Annotated in this window: 19 protein-coding genes and 2 tRNA genes; 2 read left to right on the top strand and 19 right to left on the bottom strand. The window is 48.0% G+C overall.

Features of this window, described 5'->3' with window-relative positions; translation table 11 throughout:
• Window positions 1–45: 45 nt before the first annotated feature.
• The 3 genes from I8U18_RS17990 to asnB form a co-directional block, all read right to left on the bottom strand.
• A complete protein-coding gene (locus I8U18_RS17990; RefSeq protein WP_255517819.1) occupies window positions 46–177 on the bottom strand; it encodes a hypothetical protein in 132 nt (43 codons plus the stop codon).
• A 353-nt stretch (window positions 178–530) separates the two neighbouring features.
• Window positions 531–607: transfer RNA gene (locus I8U18_RS08800), tRNA-Arg, on the bottom strand.
• A 121-nt stretch (window positions 608–728) separates the two neighbouring features.
• A complete protein-coding gene (asnB, locus tag I8U18_RS08795) occupies window positions 729–2,573 on the bottom strand; it encodes an asparagine synthase (glutamine-hydrolyzing) (protein WP_198055602.1) in 1,845 nt (614 codons plus the stop codon).
• Between the two features lie 254 nt (window positions 2,574–2,827).
• On the opposite strand from asnB, the gene I8U18_RS08790 reads away from it, so the two are divergent.
• On the top strand, window positions 2,828–3,571 hold the full coding sequence (locus tag I8U18_RS08790) for a sporulation protein (RefSeq protein ID WP_198055601.1): 744 nt from the start codon (window positions 2,828–2,830) through the stop codon (window positions 3,569–3,571).
• Window positions 3,572–3,602: 31 nt separating this feature from the next.
• Here the strand turns inward: I8U18_RS08790 and I8U18_RS08785 are convergent, their stop codons facing one another.
• The 12 genes from I8U18_RS08785 to I8U18_RS08730 all read right to left on the bottom strand — a co-directional run bounded on the left by I8U18_RS08785 (window position 3,603) and on the right by I8U18_RS08730 (window position 13,502).
• Window positions 3,603–4,922, bottom strand: a complete 1,320-nt coding sequence (locus I8U18_RS08785) for a hemolysin family protein (protein WP_033101608.1) — start codon at window positions 4,920–4,922, stop codon at window positions 3,603–3,605.
• Between the two features lie 164 nt (window positions 4,923–5,086).
• Window positions 5,087–5,959: a YitT family protein gene (locus tag I8U18_RS08780; protein WP_198055600.1), complete on the bottom strand. Its 873-nt coding sequence runs from the start codon at window positions 5,957–5,959 to the stop codon at window positions 5,087–5,089.
• Between the two features lie 225 nt (window positions 5,960–6,184).
• On the bottom strand, window positions 6,185–6,817 hold the full coding sequence (locus tag I8U18_RS08775) for a response regulator transcription factor (protein ID WP_198055599.1): 633 nt from the start codon (window positions 6,815–6,817) through the stop codon (window positions 6,185–6,187).
• Entirely contained in the window at window positions 6,814–7,878 is a 1,065-nt protein-coding gene (locus tag I8U18_RS08770; protein ID WP_198055598.1) for a sensor histidine kinase, read from the bottom strand. The genes I8U18_RS08775 and I8U18_RS08770 overlap by 4 nt, the downstream gene beginning before the upstream one ends.
• Window positions 7,875–8,606: a cell wall-active antibiotics response protein LiaF gene (gene liaF / locus I8U18_RS08765; protein ID WP_198055597.1), complete on the bottom strand. Its 732-nt coding sequence runs from the start codon at window positions 8,604–8,606 to the stop codon at window positions 7,875–7,877. The genes I8U18_RS08770 and liaF overlap by 4 nt, the downstream gene beginning before the upstream one ends.
• 34 nt (window positions 8,607–8,640) lie before the next feature.
• Window positions 8,641–9,528, bottom strand: coding sequence for a DUF4097 family beta strand repeat-containing protein (locus tag I8U18_RS08760; protein WP_198055596.1), 888 nt, complete (start codon window positions 9,526–9,528; stop codon window positions 8,641–8,643).
• 228 nt (window positions 9,529–9,756) lie between these two features.
• Window positions 9,757–10,050 carry a protein liaI gene (locus I8U18_RS08755; RefSeq protein WP_198064693.1) on the bottom strand — a complete coding sequence of 98 codons (294 nt, stop codon included), beginning with the start codon at window positions 10,048–10,050 and terminating at the stop codon, window positions 9,757–9,759.
• Between the two features lie 88 nt (window positions 10,051–10,138).
• Complete coding sequence (locus I8U18_RS08750; protein WP_198055594.1) at window positions 10,139–10,822, bottom strand: PspA/IM30 family protein; 684 nt, start codon at window positions 10,820–10,822, stop codon at window positions 10,139–10,141.
• Between the two features lie 15 nt (window positions 10,823–10,837).
• Window positions 10,838–11,272 (bottom strand): hypothetical protein, encoded by a 435-nt coding sequence (locus I8U18_RS08745; RefSeq protein ID WP_198055593.1) that lies wholly within the window; start codon window positions 11,270–11,272, stop codon window positions 10,838–10,840.
• A 211-nt stretch (window positions 11,273–11,483) separates the two neighbouring features.
• A complete protein-coding gene (locus I8U18_RS08740) occupies window positions 11,484–11,774 on the bottom strand; it encodes an MTH1187 family thiamine-binding protein (protein WP_033101610.1) in 291 nt (96 codons plus the stop codon).
• A 173-nt stretch (window positions 11,775–11,947) separates the two neighbouring features.
• Window positions 11,948–12,475 carry an Hsp20/alpha crystallin family protein gene (locus tag I8U18_RS08735; RefSeq protein WP_198055592.1) on the bottom strand — a complete coding sequence of 176 codons (528 nt, stop codon included), beginning with the start codon at window positions 12,473–12,475 and terminating at the stop codon, window positions 11,948–11,950.
• A gap of 613 nt (window positions 12,476–13,088) precedes the next feature.
• A complete protein-coding gene (locus I8U18_RS08730) occupies window positions 13,089–13,502 on the bottom strand; it encodes a hypothetical protein (protein ID WP_052154318.1) in 414 nt (137 codons plus the stop codon).
• Between the two features lie 196 nt (window positions 13,503–13,698).
• On the opposite strand from I8U18_RS08730, the gene I8U18_RS08725 reads away from it, so the two are divergent.
• Window positions 13,699–14,376: a Crp/Fnr family transcriptional regulator gene (locus I8U18_RS08725; RefSeq protein WP_033101613.1), complete on the top strand. Its 678-nt coding sequence runs from the start codon at window positions 13,699–13,701 to the stop codon at window positions 14,374–14,376.
• Between the two features lie 546 nt (window positions 14,377–14,922).
• Here I8U18_RS08725 and I8U18_RS08720 read toward each other — a convergent pair.
• The 4 genes from I8U18_RS08720 to I8U18_RS08705 all read right to left on the bottom strand — a co-directional run bounded on the left by I8U18_RS08720 (window position 14,923) and on the right by I8U18_RS08705 (window position 17,225).
• A complete protein-coding gene (locus tag I8U18_RS08720; protein ID WP_033101615.1) occupies window positions 14,923–15,585 on the bottom strand; it encodes a class I SAM-dependent methyltransferase in 663 nt (220 codons plus the stop codon).
• A gap of 318 nt (window positions 15,586–15,903) precedes the next feature.
• Complete coding sequence (locus I8U18_RS08715) at window positions 15,904–16,554, bottom strand: ATP-binding cassette domain-containing protein (protein ID WP_198055591.1); 651 nt, start codon at window positions 16,552–16,554, stop codon at window positions 15,904–15,906.
• A gap of 18 nt (window positions 16,555–16,572) precedes the next feature.
• The gene (locus tag I8U18_RS08710; RefSeq protein WP_198064692.1) at window positions 16,573–16,950 is read right to left on the bottom strand and encodes a hypothetical protein; all 378 of its coding nucleotides are present in this window, start codon (window positions 16,948–16,950) and stop codon (window positions 16,573–16,575) included.
• Window positions 16,951–17,135: 185 nt separating this feature from the next.
• A tRNA-Ser gene (locus tag I8U18_RS08705) sits at window positions 17,136–17,225 on the bottom strand.
• Between the last annotated feature and the right edge of the window lie 52 nt (window positions 17,226–17,277).

Below are 17,277 nucleotides of genomic sequence, written 5' to 3'. Positions count from 1 at the left end.
TGTGTCAAAAAAGAAAACACCCGCAAAAAGCGCGGGCGCCTGAGCTTAGCCGTCATACTCTTCGTAACCACATTCGCTACAAACTACGTAGCCGTCCTTCGTTTTCTGCAACTCCCCTTCACCGCAACGCGGGCACCTTTCATAAGAGATCGCCAACCACTCAAATATGTTAAGCATACCGGATGCCTCCTGAAGATTTGATCTGCTGTATTCGGTGACGTGGTCGAGGTTATATTTTCCGTATATTCTTATTTTTATGAATTAGACAACGGAAGTCAACGGATTTATACAGAATTTTTTTATAATTAACTTCATTTCTATTCTCGGTCATCTGGCAAGGTCGCCTGATCTGCTATATACTTACACAAAGCCAATCCGGCAGGACGCTTGCATAAACGAATTTCAATCCGCATTTTTGCTTCCGTTTTCACCCATAAAAATAACCGCCTTTCTTCCCGTGTGTCACACGGTTTAGGCGGCAGGGAACCACGCGGTTTAAATCAGCGGTTAAATCCGCGTCATTACCAGGTTGGCGCACCCGAGAGGACTCGAACCTCCGACACGCGGTTTAGGAAACCGCTGCTCTATCCTGCTGAGCTACGGGCGCATAAAATTTCTTTATAAAATTATACATGAAGAGCGTTCCGTCCGCAACCTCTTCCCCTGCGATGATGACAAAAGAAGCAGGATTCCTGCCGGAAGGACCCGCTTCTTTTGTTTTGATGGTTTTACTGCACTTCCACCTGGTAATCGGTCAACCAGTCGTTTAGCTGTAACCAATAAGCCAGCAAGGCAGGGACGTTCATCAGTTGACCGAACCACGGCAGGTGAATCTTGGTCAGATCTTGCTCGATAAACTCTTGGACTGCTTTCCGATCGAGCAGGTGGAAGAGCGGGGAAGCCGGATCTTCAGCCAGACGTTTTACCTTTTCCCGCATTATGCGCAAATAGTCCGGATGATGCGTTTTGGGGTAGGGACTCTTCTTGCGCTCGATCACTTCATCCGGCAGGATGCCTTTCATCGCATGGCGGAGGAGTCCTTTCTCCCTGCCATTGTGCGCTTTCATCGCCCAAGGTACATTCCAGACGTATTCCACCAAATGATGATCGCAAAACGGCACACGCACTTCCAGACCAAAGGCCATGCTCATGCGGTCTTTTCGATCAAGGAGGGTCGGCATCCAGCGCGTGAGATTTAAATAAAACAGTTCGCGCATCCGTGCCTCCGTGGCGTTATCTTCCGACAGGCGCGGAACTTCCGCCAATGCTTCTTCATAGCGAGTTTGCACATATTCGAGCGGACGGATTCGCCTGACGATGTCGGGGGAAATAAAGGGAATTCGCTTTTCCACCAGCCGCGCCCACGGGAAGGTATCCGCATTCACCATTTCCTCGCGATGGAACCAGGGATAACCGCCAAATACCTCATCTGCGCACTCTCCAGACAAAACCACCGTCATTTTCTTCTTTATTTCCCGGGAAAAGAGCAAAAGAGAAGCATCCACATCAGCCATTCCCGGAAAATCCCGCGCGATCATGGCCTCTTTCATATGGCTGAACAGTTCATGATTGTCAATCATCACAATATGGTGATCGGAACCGATATGTTCTGCCATCAGTCGCGCCCACGGGCCATCCGCATTCGGCTGAAATTCATTGACGCTGAAATGTTTGTCATTATCGATATAGTCGACAGAAAAGGTGGAGAGAACACCACGGTTTTCCTCTGCAAATACACGCGCGGCACAGGCGGAAATCGCGCTGGAATCCAATCCCCCGGACAACATGGTCCCAATCGGCACATCCGATACCAATTGCCGTTTGACCGCATCGGCAAAAAGCTCGCGCACCCGGTCAACGGTGGTATCAAAGTCATCTTCATGATGCTTGCTGACCAGTTCCCAATAGGGCCGGGCAAAAACCCCGTCGCGTCCCACCTTCATCGCGAAACCGGGGCGAAGTTCCTCTACATCCTTAAAAATGCCTGACCCCGGAGTGCGGGCCGGGCCGATTGCCAGTACCTCGGCGATCCCCTCATCACCGATCACCGGACGCACCAGCGGATGGGCAAGTAAAGACTTCACCTCGGAACCGAACAGGAAAGAACTGCCGACACGCGCATAAAAAAGCGGCTTTACTCCGATGCGGTCCCGCGCCATAAACAGTTGCTGTTCCCGTTCATCCCAAACGGCAAAAGCAAAAATGCCGTTTAAGTACTTCGGACAATCCATCCCCCATTCGGCATAGGCCGTCAAAACCAACTCGGTGTCGGAGCGGGTTCGCAAATGATGACCCAGCGAGAGCAACTTGAGTCTCAGTTCCTGCATATTGTACAATTCACCATTGTAAACGATCACCAGTTGATTATCGCCGAATCTTTTGATCATCGGCTGGGTGCCCCCCTCCGGATCAATCACGATCAAGCGGCGGTGCCCCAAGGCAACATGCTTGGAAATCCAGGTCCCTTCGGCGTCAGGGCCCCGTTTCTCATGGGTTTGGTTCATCTTGTTTAAAATTGCCGATTGCCCGCTTAAATCCCGTTCAAAATCGATCCAACCGGTAATTCCGCACACGGATCATCCACCCTTTCTGCCAAAAGATCCAGGCAAATGTCTACTCTTCATCCTATGTGACCGTCGGAAAAAGGTGTCTTGTCATTTTTGATTCGGATCACTTTTTTTATGATCATCAGAAACTGAGTCTATTTAGTAGTTTTGGCATTCTATGATTTTAGGTTATAATATGATTAAATTTGGCAAATATTTCATTACCTAAAAAGGATTTGTCTTTTTTTGAACAGGGTGAACTCGAAGGAGTGTTACAGACATTGAATTTATTCAAACCATTGGCAAGCTTGGGAATTGGGTCAGCCCGGGTCGATACAAATCTGGCCGAAAATCAGTTTCAAGCCGGAGACACCGTGAGGGGAACTGTCTGGATTCGCGGTGGTCAGACTACACAGCAAATTGAAGATATTTATCTTTATCTTGTCATCACTTTGCTTAAACAGAATAAAAAAAACAAACATGTGTTAAGCAAGTTTAAGCTTTCTCACGCTTTCCTCATTCAGCCGGGGGAAGTGAAGGAAATCCCGTTTCAAATCCAATTACCTCTCTATACCCCCATGTCCACGGGCGGATACCCGATCCATCTGAAAACCGATGTGGAAATCAAAATGGCGGTCGACCCGACGGATGAAGACAAAATCGAAGTGTTCCCGCACCCGCTAGTGCAAAAGCTGTTGAAGCAGATTGAAGATGCGGAGTTTATTCTCTACCAAATCTATAATGTTTACGACAAGGAACAAAAACCTCATTCCTTTGCCCAGGTCTATTGTTTCCGCCCGACCGGACGTTACCACGGGTATATCGATGAACTCAATGTTTCCTTTAACATGACCCAGACGCATATCCAGATGGATCTGGAGATGATCCGCTCTTCGCAATCCTTCTTCACCTCGTTGAAGTGGGAATACAATAATCCGGACAGTGTCCTTTATATCAATGATCAGCAAACCATGAGCGATCCTTTGAACAAGATCAAGGAAATCCTCAACCGAAAAGCGTTTTAACCATAAGGAGGCGATCGTCGCATGAGGGCGGCTATCGCCTCTGTTCTTCTTCCACCGGCACAGGGGAGGGATTTTTGCTGACCAAAATCCGGGAAATGCGCAATTGATCCATCTCCTCAACCTTAAAGACAAAATCCCCAAACTTCACCTCGTCTCCCGTCTTCGGCACTTTATCCAACTGCGAGAAAAGCCATCCGCCGATCGTGTCGTTATCCTCATCCTCGATATGAATCTGAAAGTAGTCGTTGACATTGTCAATTAACAAACCGGCCTCGATGGATACCCCCTCTTTTCCCTTCTGAAAGAAAGGGCGTTCATCGTCAAATTCATCCTGGATCTCCCCAAAGATCTCTTCAATGATATCCTCTGTTGTTACCAGCCCGGAGGTTCCGCCGTATTCATCGACGACAATGGCCATGCCGATCTTGTTTCGCTGCAATTCCCTGAGCAGGTCTTTCAACTCCATCGTTTCCGGCACCACAATCATCGGGCGAACCAGTTTTTCCAGATCGGGAGTTTCCCCGGCCAGCAGATGTTCGTACACATCCCGGATATGAACAATGCCGCGCACGTCATCCTTATCCTCGCCGCAGAGGGGAAAACGTGTAAAATGGGCATTTTTGATCGTTTCCATGTTTTCGGCAAACGAATCATACACGTACAAGCAAACCATTTTGACACGCGGCACCATCACTTCGCGAACCACCCGGTCGGTAAAGTCAAATACATTGTCAAAGAGGGTGAGTTCGGTTTGGTCGATGACACCACTCTGATGGCTTTGTGCGATCAGCATGCGGATCTCCTCTTCGGTATGAGCTTGCTGCGGTTCTGTCATCTCGATGCCCATCAGGCGCAAAACGAGATTGGCCGCCTGGTTCAGAATGTAGATAAACGGTTTAAAGATTCGGTAAAACCAGTGAAGAGAGGTGGCCGTCCGCAGGGTAACCTCTTCCGCCTTGCGAATGGCAATCGATTTTGGGGCCATTTCCCCCAGCACAATATGCAAAAACGTGATAATGGTAAAAGCAACGGCAAAAGAAACAGGGTGAACCAGCCATTCGGGCAGATGAAAAAAGCGGAAAACCACTCCCAACAAACGGGCGACTGCCGGTTCCCCGACCCAGCCCAATCCGAGAGAGGCCAAAGTGATTCCCAGCTGTGTCGCCGACAGATAGGCATCGAGATGAGCCAGCACATTTTGCGCCATTTTTCCGCGCTGGCTATGGATTTGGGCAATCCGGGTCGATCGCACTTTGACGATGGCAAACTCCGCCGCGACAAAAAATCCGTTCATCAAGACAAAAGCAAACACCAGCAGTAGATAAAAGAATGTATGAGTAAAGCCAGTCAAGGGTGATTCCTCCCGGGCTCATCACGATTCCTGCAAATTTTTCCGGCGGGCCGCCTTTCCGTTCACAGCAAACGACCTGCCTGATGTTAATGTTTCCCTGTTTGGGGTTCATTAACAAATCAAAATAAAAAACACCCGCAAAATGGGTGTTCGGTTGCATCGTCTCAGGCATGGAGCCCTTCTCCCAGCACTTCAATCGAATTGGAAACAATGACAAAAGCTGAAGGGTCCACTTCTTCAACGATTTGTTTCAATTGGGACAGTTCGCTCTGATCGAGTACACACATCAATACCGGGCGCTTGTCATTGGTGTAGCCGCCAGTCCCGGACAGCCGCGTCACCCCGCGATTGATTTTATGAAGGATCACGTTTTTGATCTCTTCTTCTTTCTCGGAAATAATAAACGCCATCTTGGCATAATTGCTGAAGCCGAGCTGGACGACATCGATCACTTTTCCGGTGAGATAGATACTGATGATCGCGTATAATGCCCGTTCCAGACTGAACACAAGGGCAGAGGACAAAACGATCATCCCGTCGATAAACATCATGCAAACTCCCAGGGAAATGCCGGTAAACTTATGAAGCATCTGCCCGATCAAGGCCGTTCCGCCGGTGGAACCCTTCCCGCGAAACACGATCCCCAGACCGAGTCCGACCATGATCCCGCCGAATAATGCGGCCAACAGGGGATTCATGGTGACCGGCTTGATTCCCTCTGTCAGGTAAACAACCAGCGGCAAAAACGACGTTCCCACCAGTGTCTTCAGGCTGAACTGTTTCCCCAGCAAGAGCATGCCCAGAAAAAACAGCGGAATGTTAACCGCCCATTGCACGTAAGAAGGTTTCCAGCCAAATACTCCATACAGGATGGTACTGAGTCCACTGACGCCGCCGGCAGCGATCTGGTTGGGCAGCAGAAACAGATTGAAGGCGACCGCAACAATCGCCGTACCGACGAGAATTTCGATATATTCCAATAAAAGAATGATTCTTGGAGGCAAGGACATGATGCGGCGATATACAGCGGCTCCCATCTTTTTCACCTCTTTTTCGAAAATTGCAGCGGCAATCATGTATAGATCAAAGGAAGTATAACACCAGGATTAAAAAGATGTAAACAGCATCCATGTAATGCTTTACTCTATTGAAATAAGCTTATTACAAATATTTAATCAGTTCACAAACAGACACCATAACAGCATAAAATCCCATAGACATCCGTCCATGGGATCGGAAGCAGGAAGAGCGATCCGGCCTTGCTACTCCACCAGCTTGTTCCGGTGAGCGTAAATCGCCGCCTGGGTGCGGTCGTCCACCTGCAGTTTGGAAAGGATATTGGTAATATGCGTTTTCACGGTTTTTACCGTGATATAAAGCACTTCAGCAATTTCCTGGTTGTTCTTCCCTTCGGCGATCAGACGCAAAATCTCCATCTCGCGCGCAGTCAGCTTTTCATGGGGTTTGGGATGATGGGTCCGCCGCATTCTGGAAAGCATTTTGCCCGTAACCTGCGCTTCCAGCACGGGCTCTCCCTTCATCGCAGCGCGAATGGCCGCGGCGATATCCTTCGCCTTCGATGTTTTCAGCAGATAACTCAGTGCCCCTGCCTCAATAACCGGATAAACCTTGTCATCATCGATAAAGCTTGTCAGGACGATAATTTTGGGATCATCCAGCACACGGACAATCTCTTTAGTCGCTTCAATGCCGTCCATCGGTTCCATGACCAGATCCATCAGGATCACATCGGGCCTAGTTTCCAGCGCCAATCTGACTGCTTCCCGCCCACTGGCCGCTTCGGCGACAATCTCCATATCCGGCTGCGATTCGAGGTAGGCGGCAAGTCCCATCCTGACCATTTCGTGGTCATCCACGATCATCACACGAATCATGCATCTCTCCCCTTTTCTTCCTCGATAATCGGCACTTTCACCTCAATCTGTGTCCCTTTGCCGGGAAAAGAGATCACTTCGGCAATTCCGCCGATTTCGCTGGCCCGTTCCTGAATCAACTGCAAACCGTAAGAAGAAGACTTCGGTTTATTCATGTCAAAACCGATACCATTATCGATGATCCGCAAGTAAATTTGCCGGTTGCGGACAGCAAGGCGAATCGTGACCGAAGTGGCTTGCGAATGGCGGAACACATTGGAGAGTCCTTCCTGGACAATGCGAAACAGATGATCCTCGATCCCCTTTGGCAGATCGGGCAAATCCTCCACTTCCCAATGCACCTCGGCCAACTGTTTGGCCTTAAATTCTTCCAACAGCTCTTCCAGACCCTCTTTCAATCTCTTGCCTTCCAAGGTGACGGGACGCAAATGCAGAAGCAGCGCCCGCATCTCATTTTGCGCAATTCCCGCCATCTTTTCGATCATGGCGATTTGCCTGTAAATCGGCCGGTCATCCCCGGTCAGGGTTTCCTTTACTGCGGACGACATCATCGAGATGGCAAACAGCTGCTGGCTGACTGCATCATGCAACTCTCTGGCCAGGCGTTGCCGCTCTTCGGAGATCACGGCCTCTTTCATCCGTTCTTCCCACTTCGCTTTCTCCGTCGTCAGCTTTTGCAAAGAAGCTACTTGTTGTTGCGCCCGCTCGGCCATTCGGTTCAGATGTCCGGCGATCAGGTCGAATTCATCTTCACCCAGCACCGGCACCCGATGGGCGAAATTGCCCCGTTCATATCGCATGATTGATTCGACAATCACTTCGATTTTTCTCTTCATCGAATAGCCGAAAGCAAAACCGAAGACCGTTCCGATGCTGACCACAAAAACCGGAATGAGAACCGGAAGAGGAATCCCGTAAATCCGGGCTGTCACCAGTGTTTGCCAGTCAAGGCGATAGGAGATCAGGATGACGGTCAGCAAGGCCGCGGAGACACCCGAACAAATCCAAACCGTAAACTTCGTCAGCCGCCAATAGATGCTTGCCGTTCTCCGCTTGCTCATAAAACCCTCACACCAATATCGCCAAACAGCAGCGAGACTGAGATATTCATCTTCCGCCTCGACTGCTCGTACCCTTTTGTGGTCAGTTGCACCTGCCGGGCAGCTCCGCCCTGTTTCACTCCCGGAACATCCAAATACCCCGCACCGACCGTTGCCGCGATGGAAACATCGAGATCATCGGGAACATAGATATTCACATTACCGGCCAGGCCGCTGATCACAATGGAGTTGACTCCTTCCGGGATGATCGCTTTGGACAAATCGATTTTTACATCACAGAATCCGTAGGACAGGTTGATGTCGTTAAACTGGTAACGGCAGTCGATCAGGTACAGATGGCCGATGACAGCGCTGCGGAAAGACGGGGTTTGATACCGGGCATGCTCTGTCTTTTCCTGCCCCGCGTAATCAGAAGAGGGGCGGTTCCACTTCCCCGGCTGCCCAAGCGTTTTATCCTCCTCTTTAAACATGCGGTAGCCACAGTAAATCAAGAACACGGAAAGAAAAGTCCAAAACAGGTTAAAATCGATAAATTGATCCAGCAAAAAAAGAGCCGCAAGAACCAGGAACAAATATCCCATCTTGCGATGATGCTTTTTGAGCAACAAGACACCGATGATGAAGAGAATCAGAAAGCCGGGCAAAAAAGTGTCGCTCAGGCTTAACAAAATGAGCAACCCGACCGCCAAAACAACGATTCCCACCAGTCGGTTTTGAAATAGCCGCATTTGTTGACCCCCTTCATCACAAGGAGAGAGCGATTCAGTAGATATGGACATTGCCGCTGATATTATGAAGCTGAATCTTGTTTTTTCCGCTCTTGACCATTGCTGTCGCCGTCACCGCCCAGTTTTTCCGTCTCCTCTGGCATGGAATAAAATCGCACTTCACATTCCCGCTGTCAACTTGTGCCCTCAAAGCGAAATCCGCATCCCGGGGCAAGTTGACCTCCATGTCCCCCGATACCTGATCAGCCTGGATCGGGCCGGATACCTGATCAATCTGCGCCTTCAGGTTACCCAGAGACAGATTGGCACAGAAAGAACCGGAAAAATGATTCAGCGTCACATTGCCTGAACTGGAATGGAAGTTGGCCGACTCCGCTGTTACCAAGTCCAGTTTCGTGTTTCCGGACATGCTGTTGGTATCAAGGCGGTTCACCCGCAAGTTTTTTAAATTGATATTCCCCTCCACCATATCTACCTTCAGCTCATTCAGTTTCATCAATTGGCTCCCCTCCTGGCCGGCAAAATCCAAATTGCCTCCGAGAGAGTGAATGGTCATGTTTTGATCATAACTTTTCGGAACATAGACATTCAACCTGACGATCTGATCCTGCCGCATCCATAAATACCACTTGGGTTTTACCAATATCGTCAATTCATTGCCCTTCTTTTGTATGCTCATATCGACATCATTCATCCCTTTTCCCTGCAAAACCGCTTTTACGTCAAGCCGTTTTTCCGGAATCACCGTTACGGAGGACGTGGCGTCAATCCGGATTTGCCGAACATTCTCGATCGTAACGTCGCGGGCCGGATGTTTGCCGGCATACCATCCACTGCCGATTCCGCTGCTTGCCACTGATCCGATGAGAATGACAAACCCGCAGAGAATCAATAAAATTCCGATCAGCTTCTTCATAAACATTGCCGCAGGGCCCCCAATTCAGCCACGTTTGGGGAAAATGCGACTTCACCCCCCGTCTGATTATAAACCACCTTTTCAAAAAGAGGGCCCCCAGGCGGGTCCCCCTCGTTTCCTTCATTTATCCTGCTCCCGATTGTTGAGAAATTCACTCCATTCCGCTTCAAAAAGAGATTCCGCTTCCGGCATTTCCTTTTTTCCTTCCGGCTTCCGGGAAGTTTTTTGATCTGACTAATGGCTGTTTGTGAGCAATTTCAAACCATAATAGACACAAAAAAGCCCCAGCGCCACCCCTGCCAGAAAGGGAATCCAGCGCAGCATCAACAAGCCGCCGATGACGAGCACAAACAGAGCCCATGCCTTGTGCCCGCCTGTTTTGGCCCGGACGAAACTCACCAGCCCGTAGACGAGCAATGCCGTCGCAACCAAAAAGGTGATGAACCCCCACAGATCCCCTCCCCTGAAGAAGAGCCATATTCCGAGAAAAATCAAGAGAATGCCGGCGGCCTTTTTGCCGCTTATCACCATACTCTCCCTCCTTTACCTGTTCGAGCAAAGTGCCCCCGGATTCCTGTCAGTCGCGGAAAACGGGGGCCACGCTTCAGCAAGCATGTTATTGACGGGAACTGCTTGCTTCGCTTTCCTCTTCGATTTTGGCACTGCGCAATCTTTCTATTTCTTTTTCAATTTCCTCAGCATACTCCACTCTGGCAAAGCTGAGATCTCCGTCACGGTCAGCATTCGCATAAGAATTGGCCTTGACTTCCATCTCGGCGATCCGGTTCTCAATCCGCTTAAACTCTTTTAACGCGCTTTCGGAATCGAAAAAGTTGAGCGTGGTATTGATGCTTTGCTTCGCTTTGGCAACCGCTGCCCGGGCAATCAGTTCGTTCTTTTTGTCTTGCAAATCCTGGTACTTTTTCACCAGTTTGCCCATTTGCTCTCTCAGCTCTTTCACCTGTTTGCTCGCTTGCGCCACATACTCCCGGTACTCTTCCGCTTTGGCTTCATAATGCTTCATCTCAGCCAACGCTTTGCGCGACAGCGCCTCTTCTCCCGCATCAAAAGCAATTTGCGCCTGCTTTTTGCGACGGGCGGCCAATTTTTCCGCTTCTTCCTTCTGGAGTTGGAATTTTTTGATCATAATCTCTTGCTTTACGATGGTATCCCTCGCCCTGGAGATCTCCTTCTCCACGTCGCGCAAATATTGCTTCAGCATCGCCTCCGGCTTTTCCAGATCATCCATCACTTCATGGTAGGTCGCCAGGAGAAAATCGCGTAACCGTTTAAAAGCCATTTTCCCATTCCTCCTCTAAAATTGTTCTATATCCCAATCCGTTCGTTTTTGCCGTTTTACAAACTCCTGCCAGTCTGCTTCAAATGAATGGTCGGCCATTGAGGTCCGTTTCCCCTTCGGAATCCCGCGTACCGCCACTCCCGTTTCCCATGCCAGTCCGGCAACTTCTGTTTTCATCAACTTAAAGCCGAAGTAAAAGCAGATTCCACCGAAAATCAGGGGGATCACTCCCGGAAGCATGCCGAATAACACCAGCAGGGAAAGACCGAGAACCATGAAGGCAAATATTTTTGAGCCCTTCGTTTCTGCCGTTTTCAGCTTCTTCACGCCATACCAGAAAAGCACGGCGGCGATGAGAAAGCCGATCAGGCTGCCGAGGTTACCCAGAAACATGGCAACGCCCACCAGCAGCAAAAGGAACCCGGCCAGTTTTTTGCCCCATCGTTTCATGCTCACCCTCCTCCGTTCCTTTGCTGATTCCAGCATACAGGAGTATGGAATTTTCCAACACGAACCACGGATTTATTTTTCGTTACGACTTTGGTCGTAGACTGGACGAGACTTGAAAAAAAGCTCCCGCACCGTGCTTGACAAACACAGGCGGGAGCCTTGATTTTCCGCATATGGGGTTCAGTCCGGACGGATAAAAGTTTCGGTCGGGTCACTGCTGAACGGATTGCACTTGCTGTTGCATATTTGTCGATTTGTCATTGCGTTCGTCGATGCTGATATGGGTGATCACCCGATTCGCACCGGCTGACATGGCTTTTTGGTGAATTTGCTTGGCCACATCCATCAATTGATTCAGATCCCCTTCAATGACGGTTGCCGTCGGCGTGACCTGATACTGCAGCCCGCTTTGTTGTACCACTTCCACCGCTTGGCTCACATAAGAACTGAAGCTGGGCGTATTAGTTCCGACCGGGGCAACACTGATTTCCAAAAATGCCATCATACTCACTCCTTCGGTAATTGCTATCCAGTAAAGTGCCCAAAAAGAGGAGTTTTATAATTCCCTAGCAGAACCGTATCGCCGCGAAAGGTTTTTGGCGTTGCATTTGTTATCAACCCACGGGCCAAATATCTTGGTGCGGATCGTGCCCCCCATCTCCTGCCATGCGATCATCACAGAAACTGAATGTTGACCTCATGAAACTGTTCATTTAAATCTTTGGGAATCCGTATTTCCAGGATTCCGTCTTTATAGATGGCTCTTGCCCCTTCCGAGCGTGCGGTTGCAGGCAAGCCAATCGTTTCAATCTCTTTAGTCAAACCGGAGACACGGACTTGATTGACGCCGAGGGAGATGCGCAATTTGCTGGCGATGGCCCGGTTCGGGACTTTTATACGCACAAACATCCAGTGATGTGTTTCAAAAACCTCCGACTTTACACTGTCCTGACCTGAGTTAAAAAGAGGTTGCCCGTTTGCATTCGGCATTGCTTGTGAAAAAATTTGATCCATATACTTATCCAGGGACTTAAGCCCGCCTTTTGCCATGTTGAAAGGAAACTGGTGATTGGGAAGAGCTTTCGAAATCGTCCCTTCCACAAATTTATCCAGCCAAGAAAAATCCTGATGTTTGGTAACCCGGTTTACAACATCATTCCAATTAAACTCGAACGGCTTAAACTGATCCCGTGAATCGGACATGGTCCATTCCCCCTTCATTGCGATTCGCAATGTAAAGCCAAAAAAAGAAGCGATGCCAAATGATCCGCATTTTTAAAAAACCTCAAGATTGGACAGATGACAAAAACTTCCTTAGTATTTTCAGGTGATAACGTTCATAAAGATTGGAAACCCCGTGATAAATCCAACGAAGGACACGGCATGATCAGCGGCGATCATAATACAGTGTCCGAAAATTGCTATGTCATCAACGACCCCGATGTCGCCGGTCAAGTATCCGGTGAAAAGAAGGCATGACAACTCTCCACACTTATACTGTATGTTATTCTCAGGACATTTTTTGGTGAGGATGGAACGATAAAATGCGGGGAAGGAGAAATTGAAAGGTGGGAAAATCAGGGGAGATTCAGGTTCCGATTGGTCGCATTGAGGTGATGACCCTCGGATCCCCTTTCTGGCAGTTTCAGAGGTTTGAATCAGCAAACATCATGTTCTTCAGTCAAAACGGCCATCGTCCGGCTGAAACGAACCATGACCGTTTGTTTTTCCAATCCCTGTTTTCTGCAAATCTGATATTTTTCCACAAATTATTCACACTTTCCACAGGTGTCGACAAGAGTTCCAAGGAACAGCATCAAATTCCGGCGGGAAACATCATCAAGAGGATGACCAGAAATATGAAGGCCGTCGTAAAGAGTGCATGAAAACGGACGGTTTGCATCCACGATTTCACTTCAAAGCGATCGGGCGACTTGAGAAAATGGCGGATGTAATAACCAAACAATCCACCAAAAGCGCCAACACCGAAATAAGCAGCCACCACCAAAGAAATCCACAAGGTGCTATACACCGCTTGACTGTACAAGTAACCGCCGGTCAACAATTGAACGACGAGAATCCATTGCGTGAGAAAGTTCAGCCGATACAATACCTGGAGAACGGAACGCGATTGCAAAAACCTTTTTTGCAGCAAAAAGGGCAAGACCAGATAGAATCCCATGCCGATCGCCCCGAGAACATGAAAAAATAACATGATCTTCAGCAACATCGTTTCCCCTTCTCAAAACAGATTGATCTCTTCTTCGATTTTCACTGTGTCCATAAAAGGTACAAACGATTTGAAACGGGCAAAAGCCTTCTCATGACAAAAACAGCCGTGAACGATCACAACGGCTTGATCCGCCTAATAAGTCTGCACGCCATCTGATATAATAAACATAAATACACGAAAGGAATTTTTTTCAATGGAAAAACAGAGTGTACTGCAACAGGTTCCGTTATTCCAAGATCTCAACGAACAAGAACTGGCACGAATCGGAGAAATCGTCATTCATCGTACATTCACGAAAAAAACGGTCATCTTCACGGAAGGAAGTGAAAAAGAAGCGGTCTTTTTTATACAGAACGGCCTTGTCAAAGCCTACAAGACAGACGAGACAGGCCATGAACAGATTGTCTCGCTTCTGCAAACCGGTGACATGTTTCCGCATACCGGTTTTTTTAAACATGCTCCTTATCCAGCCACCACGGAAACGCTTGTCGATACCGACCTGTTGGCGATTCCCGTTCGCGCCTTTGAGCAACTGATCCTGGCCATGCCGACGATTGCCTGCAAAGTGATTGATGTGCTCAGCTCCAAGATCCGGGATCTTCAGCAAAAACTCCAGCAGTTTACCGGAACCGACGTGAACCGGCGCATTCTCTCCTTTTTGCTCGACCTGGCAGACAAGCAAGGGGAGACAAAAGGCTCCCGGATTTACATCGATTTGCCCATAACCAATCAGGAACTGGCCAATGTGGTCGGTACATCCAGAGAAACCGTCAGCCGCCTGTTGAATCAATTAAAAAAGGAACAAATCATTGACAAACAACGCTCGCAGATCATCATCCTGGACAAGGATGCACTGAGAGGCTGGAAGTAAGATTCCCATTGGCAAAAGCCCGGACGCCTGTCCTGTCCGATTTTCCTAAAGCAAACAGACAAACAAGAGACCACAGACCGTGACAAGGACATAAATCAGGGAAAGAAGGATAACAGTTTTCTTTCGACTTTTTTCGTAATGTTCATTCGAAGTTTGGGATTGAGTTGAACCCAGGCGAAAAGTTATGAAGAAGGCAAAAAGGCACAGCAGAATGCAAAATAAAAACGCACCTTTATACAGCATCACGGCAAACTCCTTTGCGGGTATTCATACCAGGAAGATGAAAAGTCAACGGATTTCAGGGATTTTTCCCAATCCTTCAAATTAAGGGATGGACGCGACTGTTCTCTCCCAAAACATCGTCTTCTGAGTCCGTTTTTGCGTAACATTTTTATTATACATTATTTTTCTCCATCTCAGTGTGATCCTTATCACTGTTTTCCGTGAAAATGTTTTGCCATCGGGTTATGGAGCCCCCTACCTCTCCGAAAATCCATAACCAGTCCATTGTATCACAAAAATTCAAACTATCGTCCGAGCCATCTGTTATTTCTTCTCCAGCCATACTTCCAATCCGATCAACCCCTCGTGAATCCTGCCTGTTTGAAATTTGCTCTTCGCTATCATTTCCTTGACTTCATCTTTAGTGTAGGCTTGCTTGATCACCACGAATCGAAACATCCATTTGGTAACAAGAGAATTAATGCCGGTAAAACCCAGATCACCGGAAACAAATTGATCCAGTTTATCTTTGGAAACATCCTTTTTAAAATCGATGATCAATGCCTTGCCCCCGGGTTTCAATACGCGATTCATCTCATCGAGTGCCGCGACCGGTTTGGAAAAATTCTTGAAGGCCGCCCGACAGATGATAAAATCGAATGCATGATCATCAAAGGGCATCTGTGCTGCATCTCCGTGACGAAAGTCGATATCCACTCCTGCTCTTGTTGCATTTGCTTGTGCCATTTGCACAAACTTCTTGCTGATATCCAATCCGGTAATATGAAAACGGCCCATCTTGGCAAGTTCAATGGATAAATACCCCGGACCGGGAGCAAGTTCAAGAACAGCATCCCCCTCTGATACGGATGAAAACACCTTCTTGGCATCATTTCTGTATTTTTCGATTTGCTTTTCGGTATTTTTGGCATACCAGGTTGCAATAAAACCGCTCATTTCCGGACCCTTGGTGGGATTTTCAGACATGACAAATCCACTCCTTCTCCCAATTTATTTTGTGAAATTGGTCGACCGTAAGGGTCAGACGAAAAACAAATGAAAAATACCGATTAATCACAATTATTAAAATGTATTTTTAATTTATACTATTATACTAACAATTCCATTTCAGTGCCAAGAGGTTATTTTCATATTGTTGATGAACACCTGAAGCAAAGACAAAAAAACGCCGGGCTGGTTCTTCTTTAAAACCGGCTGAAGCGTCTCCGTCAGATCCCGGCGTATGATTGTCATCCGGTTTCCCTGTTCCTTCACCGCAACGAGGGGTTAAGCGGAAGATGACATTTATCCAACCTCTGTCAACTGTCCTTTCTCGACTCTGAATACTCTGTCGCACAATTTCGCTATTTCTTCCATATAATGACTGGCTAACAGAATGACCACTCCATTTTCCCGCAGATCGGACAATAAACGATGAAGCATTTCAACTCCTTCCGTATCCAACCCGTTTATCGGTTCATCCAGCAACAGGAGTTTCGGCCTTTCCATGATTGACTGAGCGATCCCCAAGCATTGTCTCATTCCAAGGGAATATTTCCGCACCGGTTTTTTATCCGCCGGATCAAGGCTGACTTCTTTCAGCGTTTGCCGGATTTCATCATCATTGATTATTCCTCTCATTGAAGCCAGCAGCTTCAGGTTTTTGAACCCGCTGTATTCCCCCAAAAAACCGGGCGTCTCAATAATAATCCCGACATCCTGCGGAAAGGTTCCGTTTTTTCCAACTTCCTGATTGAAAACCAAGACACGCCCTTCCGTCGGAAATACAAATCCGCTGATCAAACGCAAAAGCATCGTTTTTCCTGATCCATTGCGCCCGATCAACCCATATATTTGACCCGCCGGAACTTCAAGATCAATCTTGTTCAGGATCGGCTTTCCGTCAATCACTTTTGAGACATTTTCCAGTTTTACCGCCGGCGCCGGATGTGCCATGATAAATCCTCCTGTCTTTCACTGTAATTCATTTGAATTTTTCTGCCCCGAAACATCGGCCTTTTTGATATAATGCATCCCCCATAAAAAAACACAAACGATGATCATCGCGTTATATATCAAAGACCACCAAACCGAAAAATGATGGATGTGCCCATCCACTTCAGAATGTCTCAGATAAATCCCCTGATTGCCGGGAAACCACCTGACCAGACTTTCAGGCATGAGACTGCTGAAACAAGAAACGACATACAGAAAAACCACAAGAACATATGGTTTGAAAACACGCTCCCACTTGACGGCCAGCCCCAGTACCAAGACAGACATTGAAAAGCTTGTGCTCCAATTGAGCAGCAAAAGCCATAACATTGCCGGGAACGGCTCAATCCCTTTCAACCCGGTAAATCATCATAATTGTGAATATGATCCACTATTATATATGTACTGACTTCTTCTTTCTTCATTTTGTCCTCCGTCTGGTAACAAAGCCCGTTACCCTGGATTCAACGATAACCTATCTGTCCCCTATGTTATGCTCCATATGAAAAAAGCCGCCGATCAACCCGGCGACTTCCTGTTTCTGGCGGAGAGGGTGGGATTCGAACCCACGGAGGGCGTGAACCCTCGGCGGTTTTCAAGACCGCTGCCTTAAACCACTCGACCACCTCTCCACGATCTATTTCGTTACAGAATCTAATTATACTGATTTTTTTCCTTTTGTCA

This window comes from Thermoactinomyces sp. CICC 10522 (assembly GCF_016055075.1).
Lineage (GTDB): Bacteria > Bacillota > Bacilli > Thermoactinomycetales > Thermoactinomycetaceae > Thermoactinomyces_A > Thermoactinomyces_A daqus.
The sequence above is the reverse complement of the archived record's forward strand: the minus strand, read 5'-3'. Positions and strand labels throughout refer to the sequence as shown.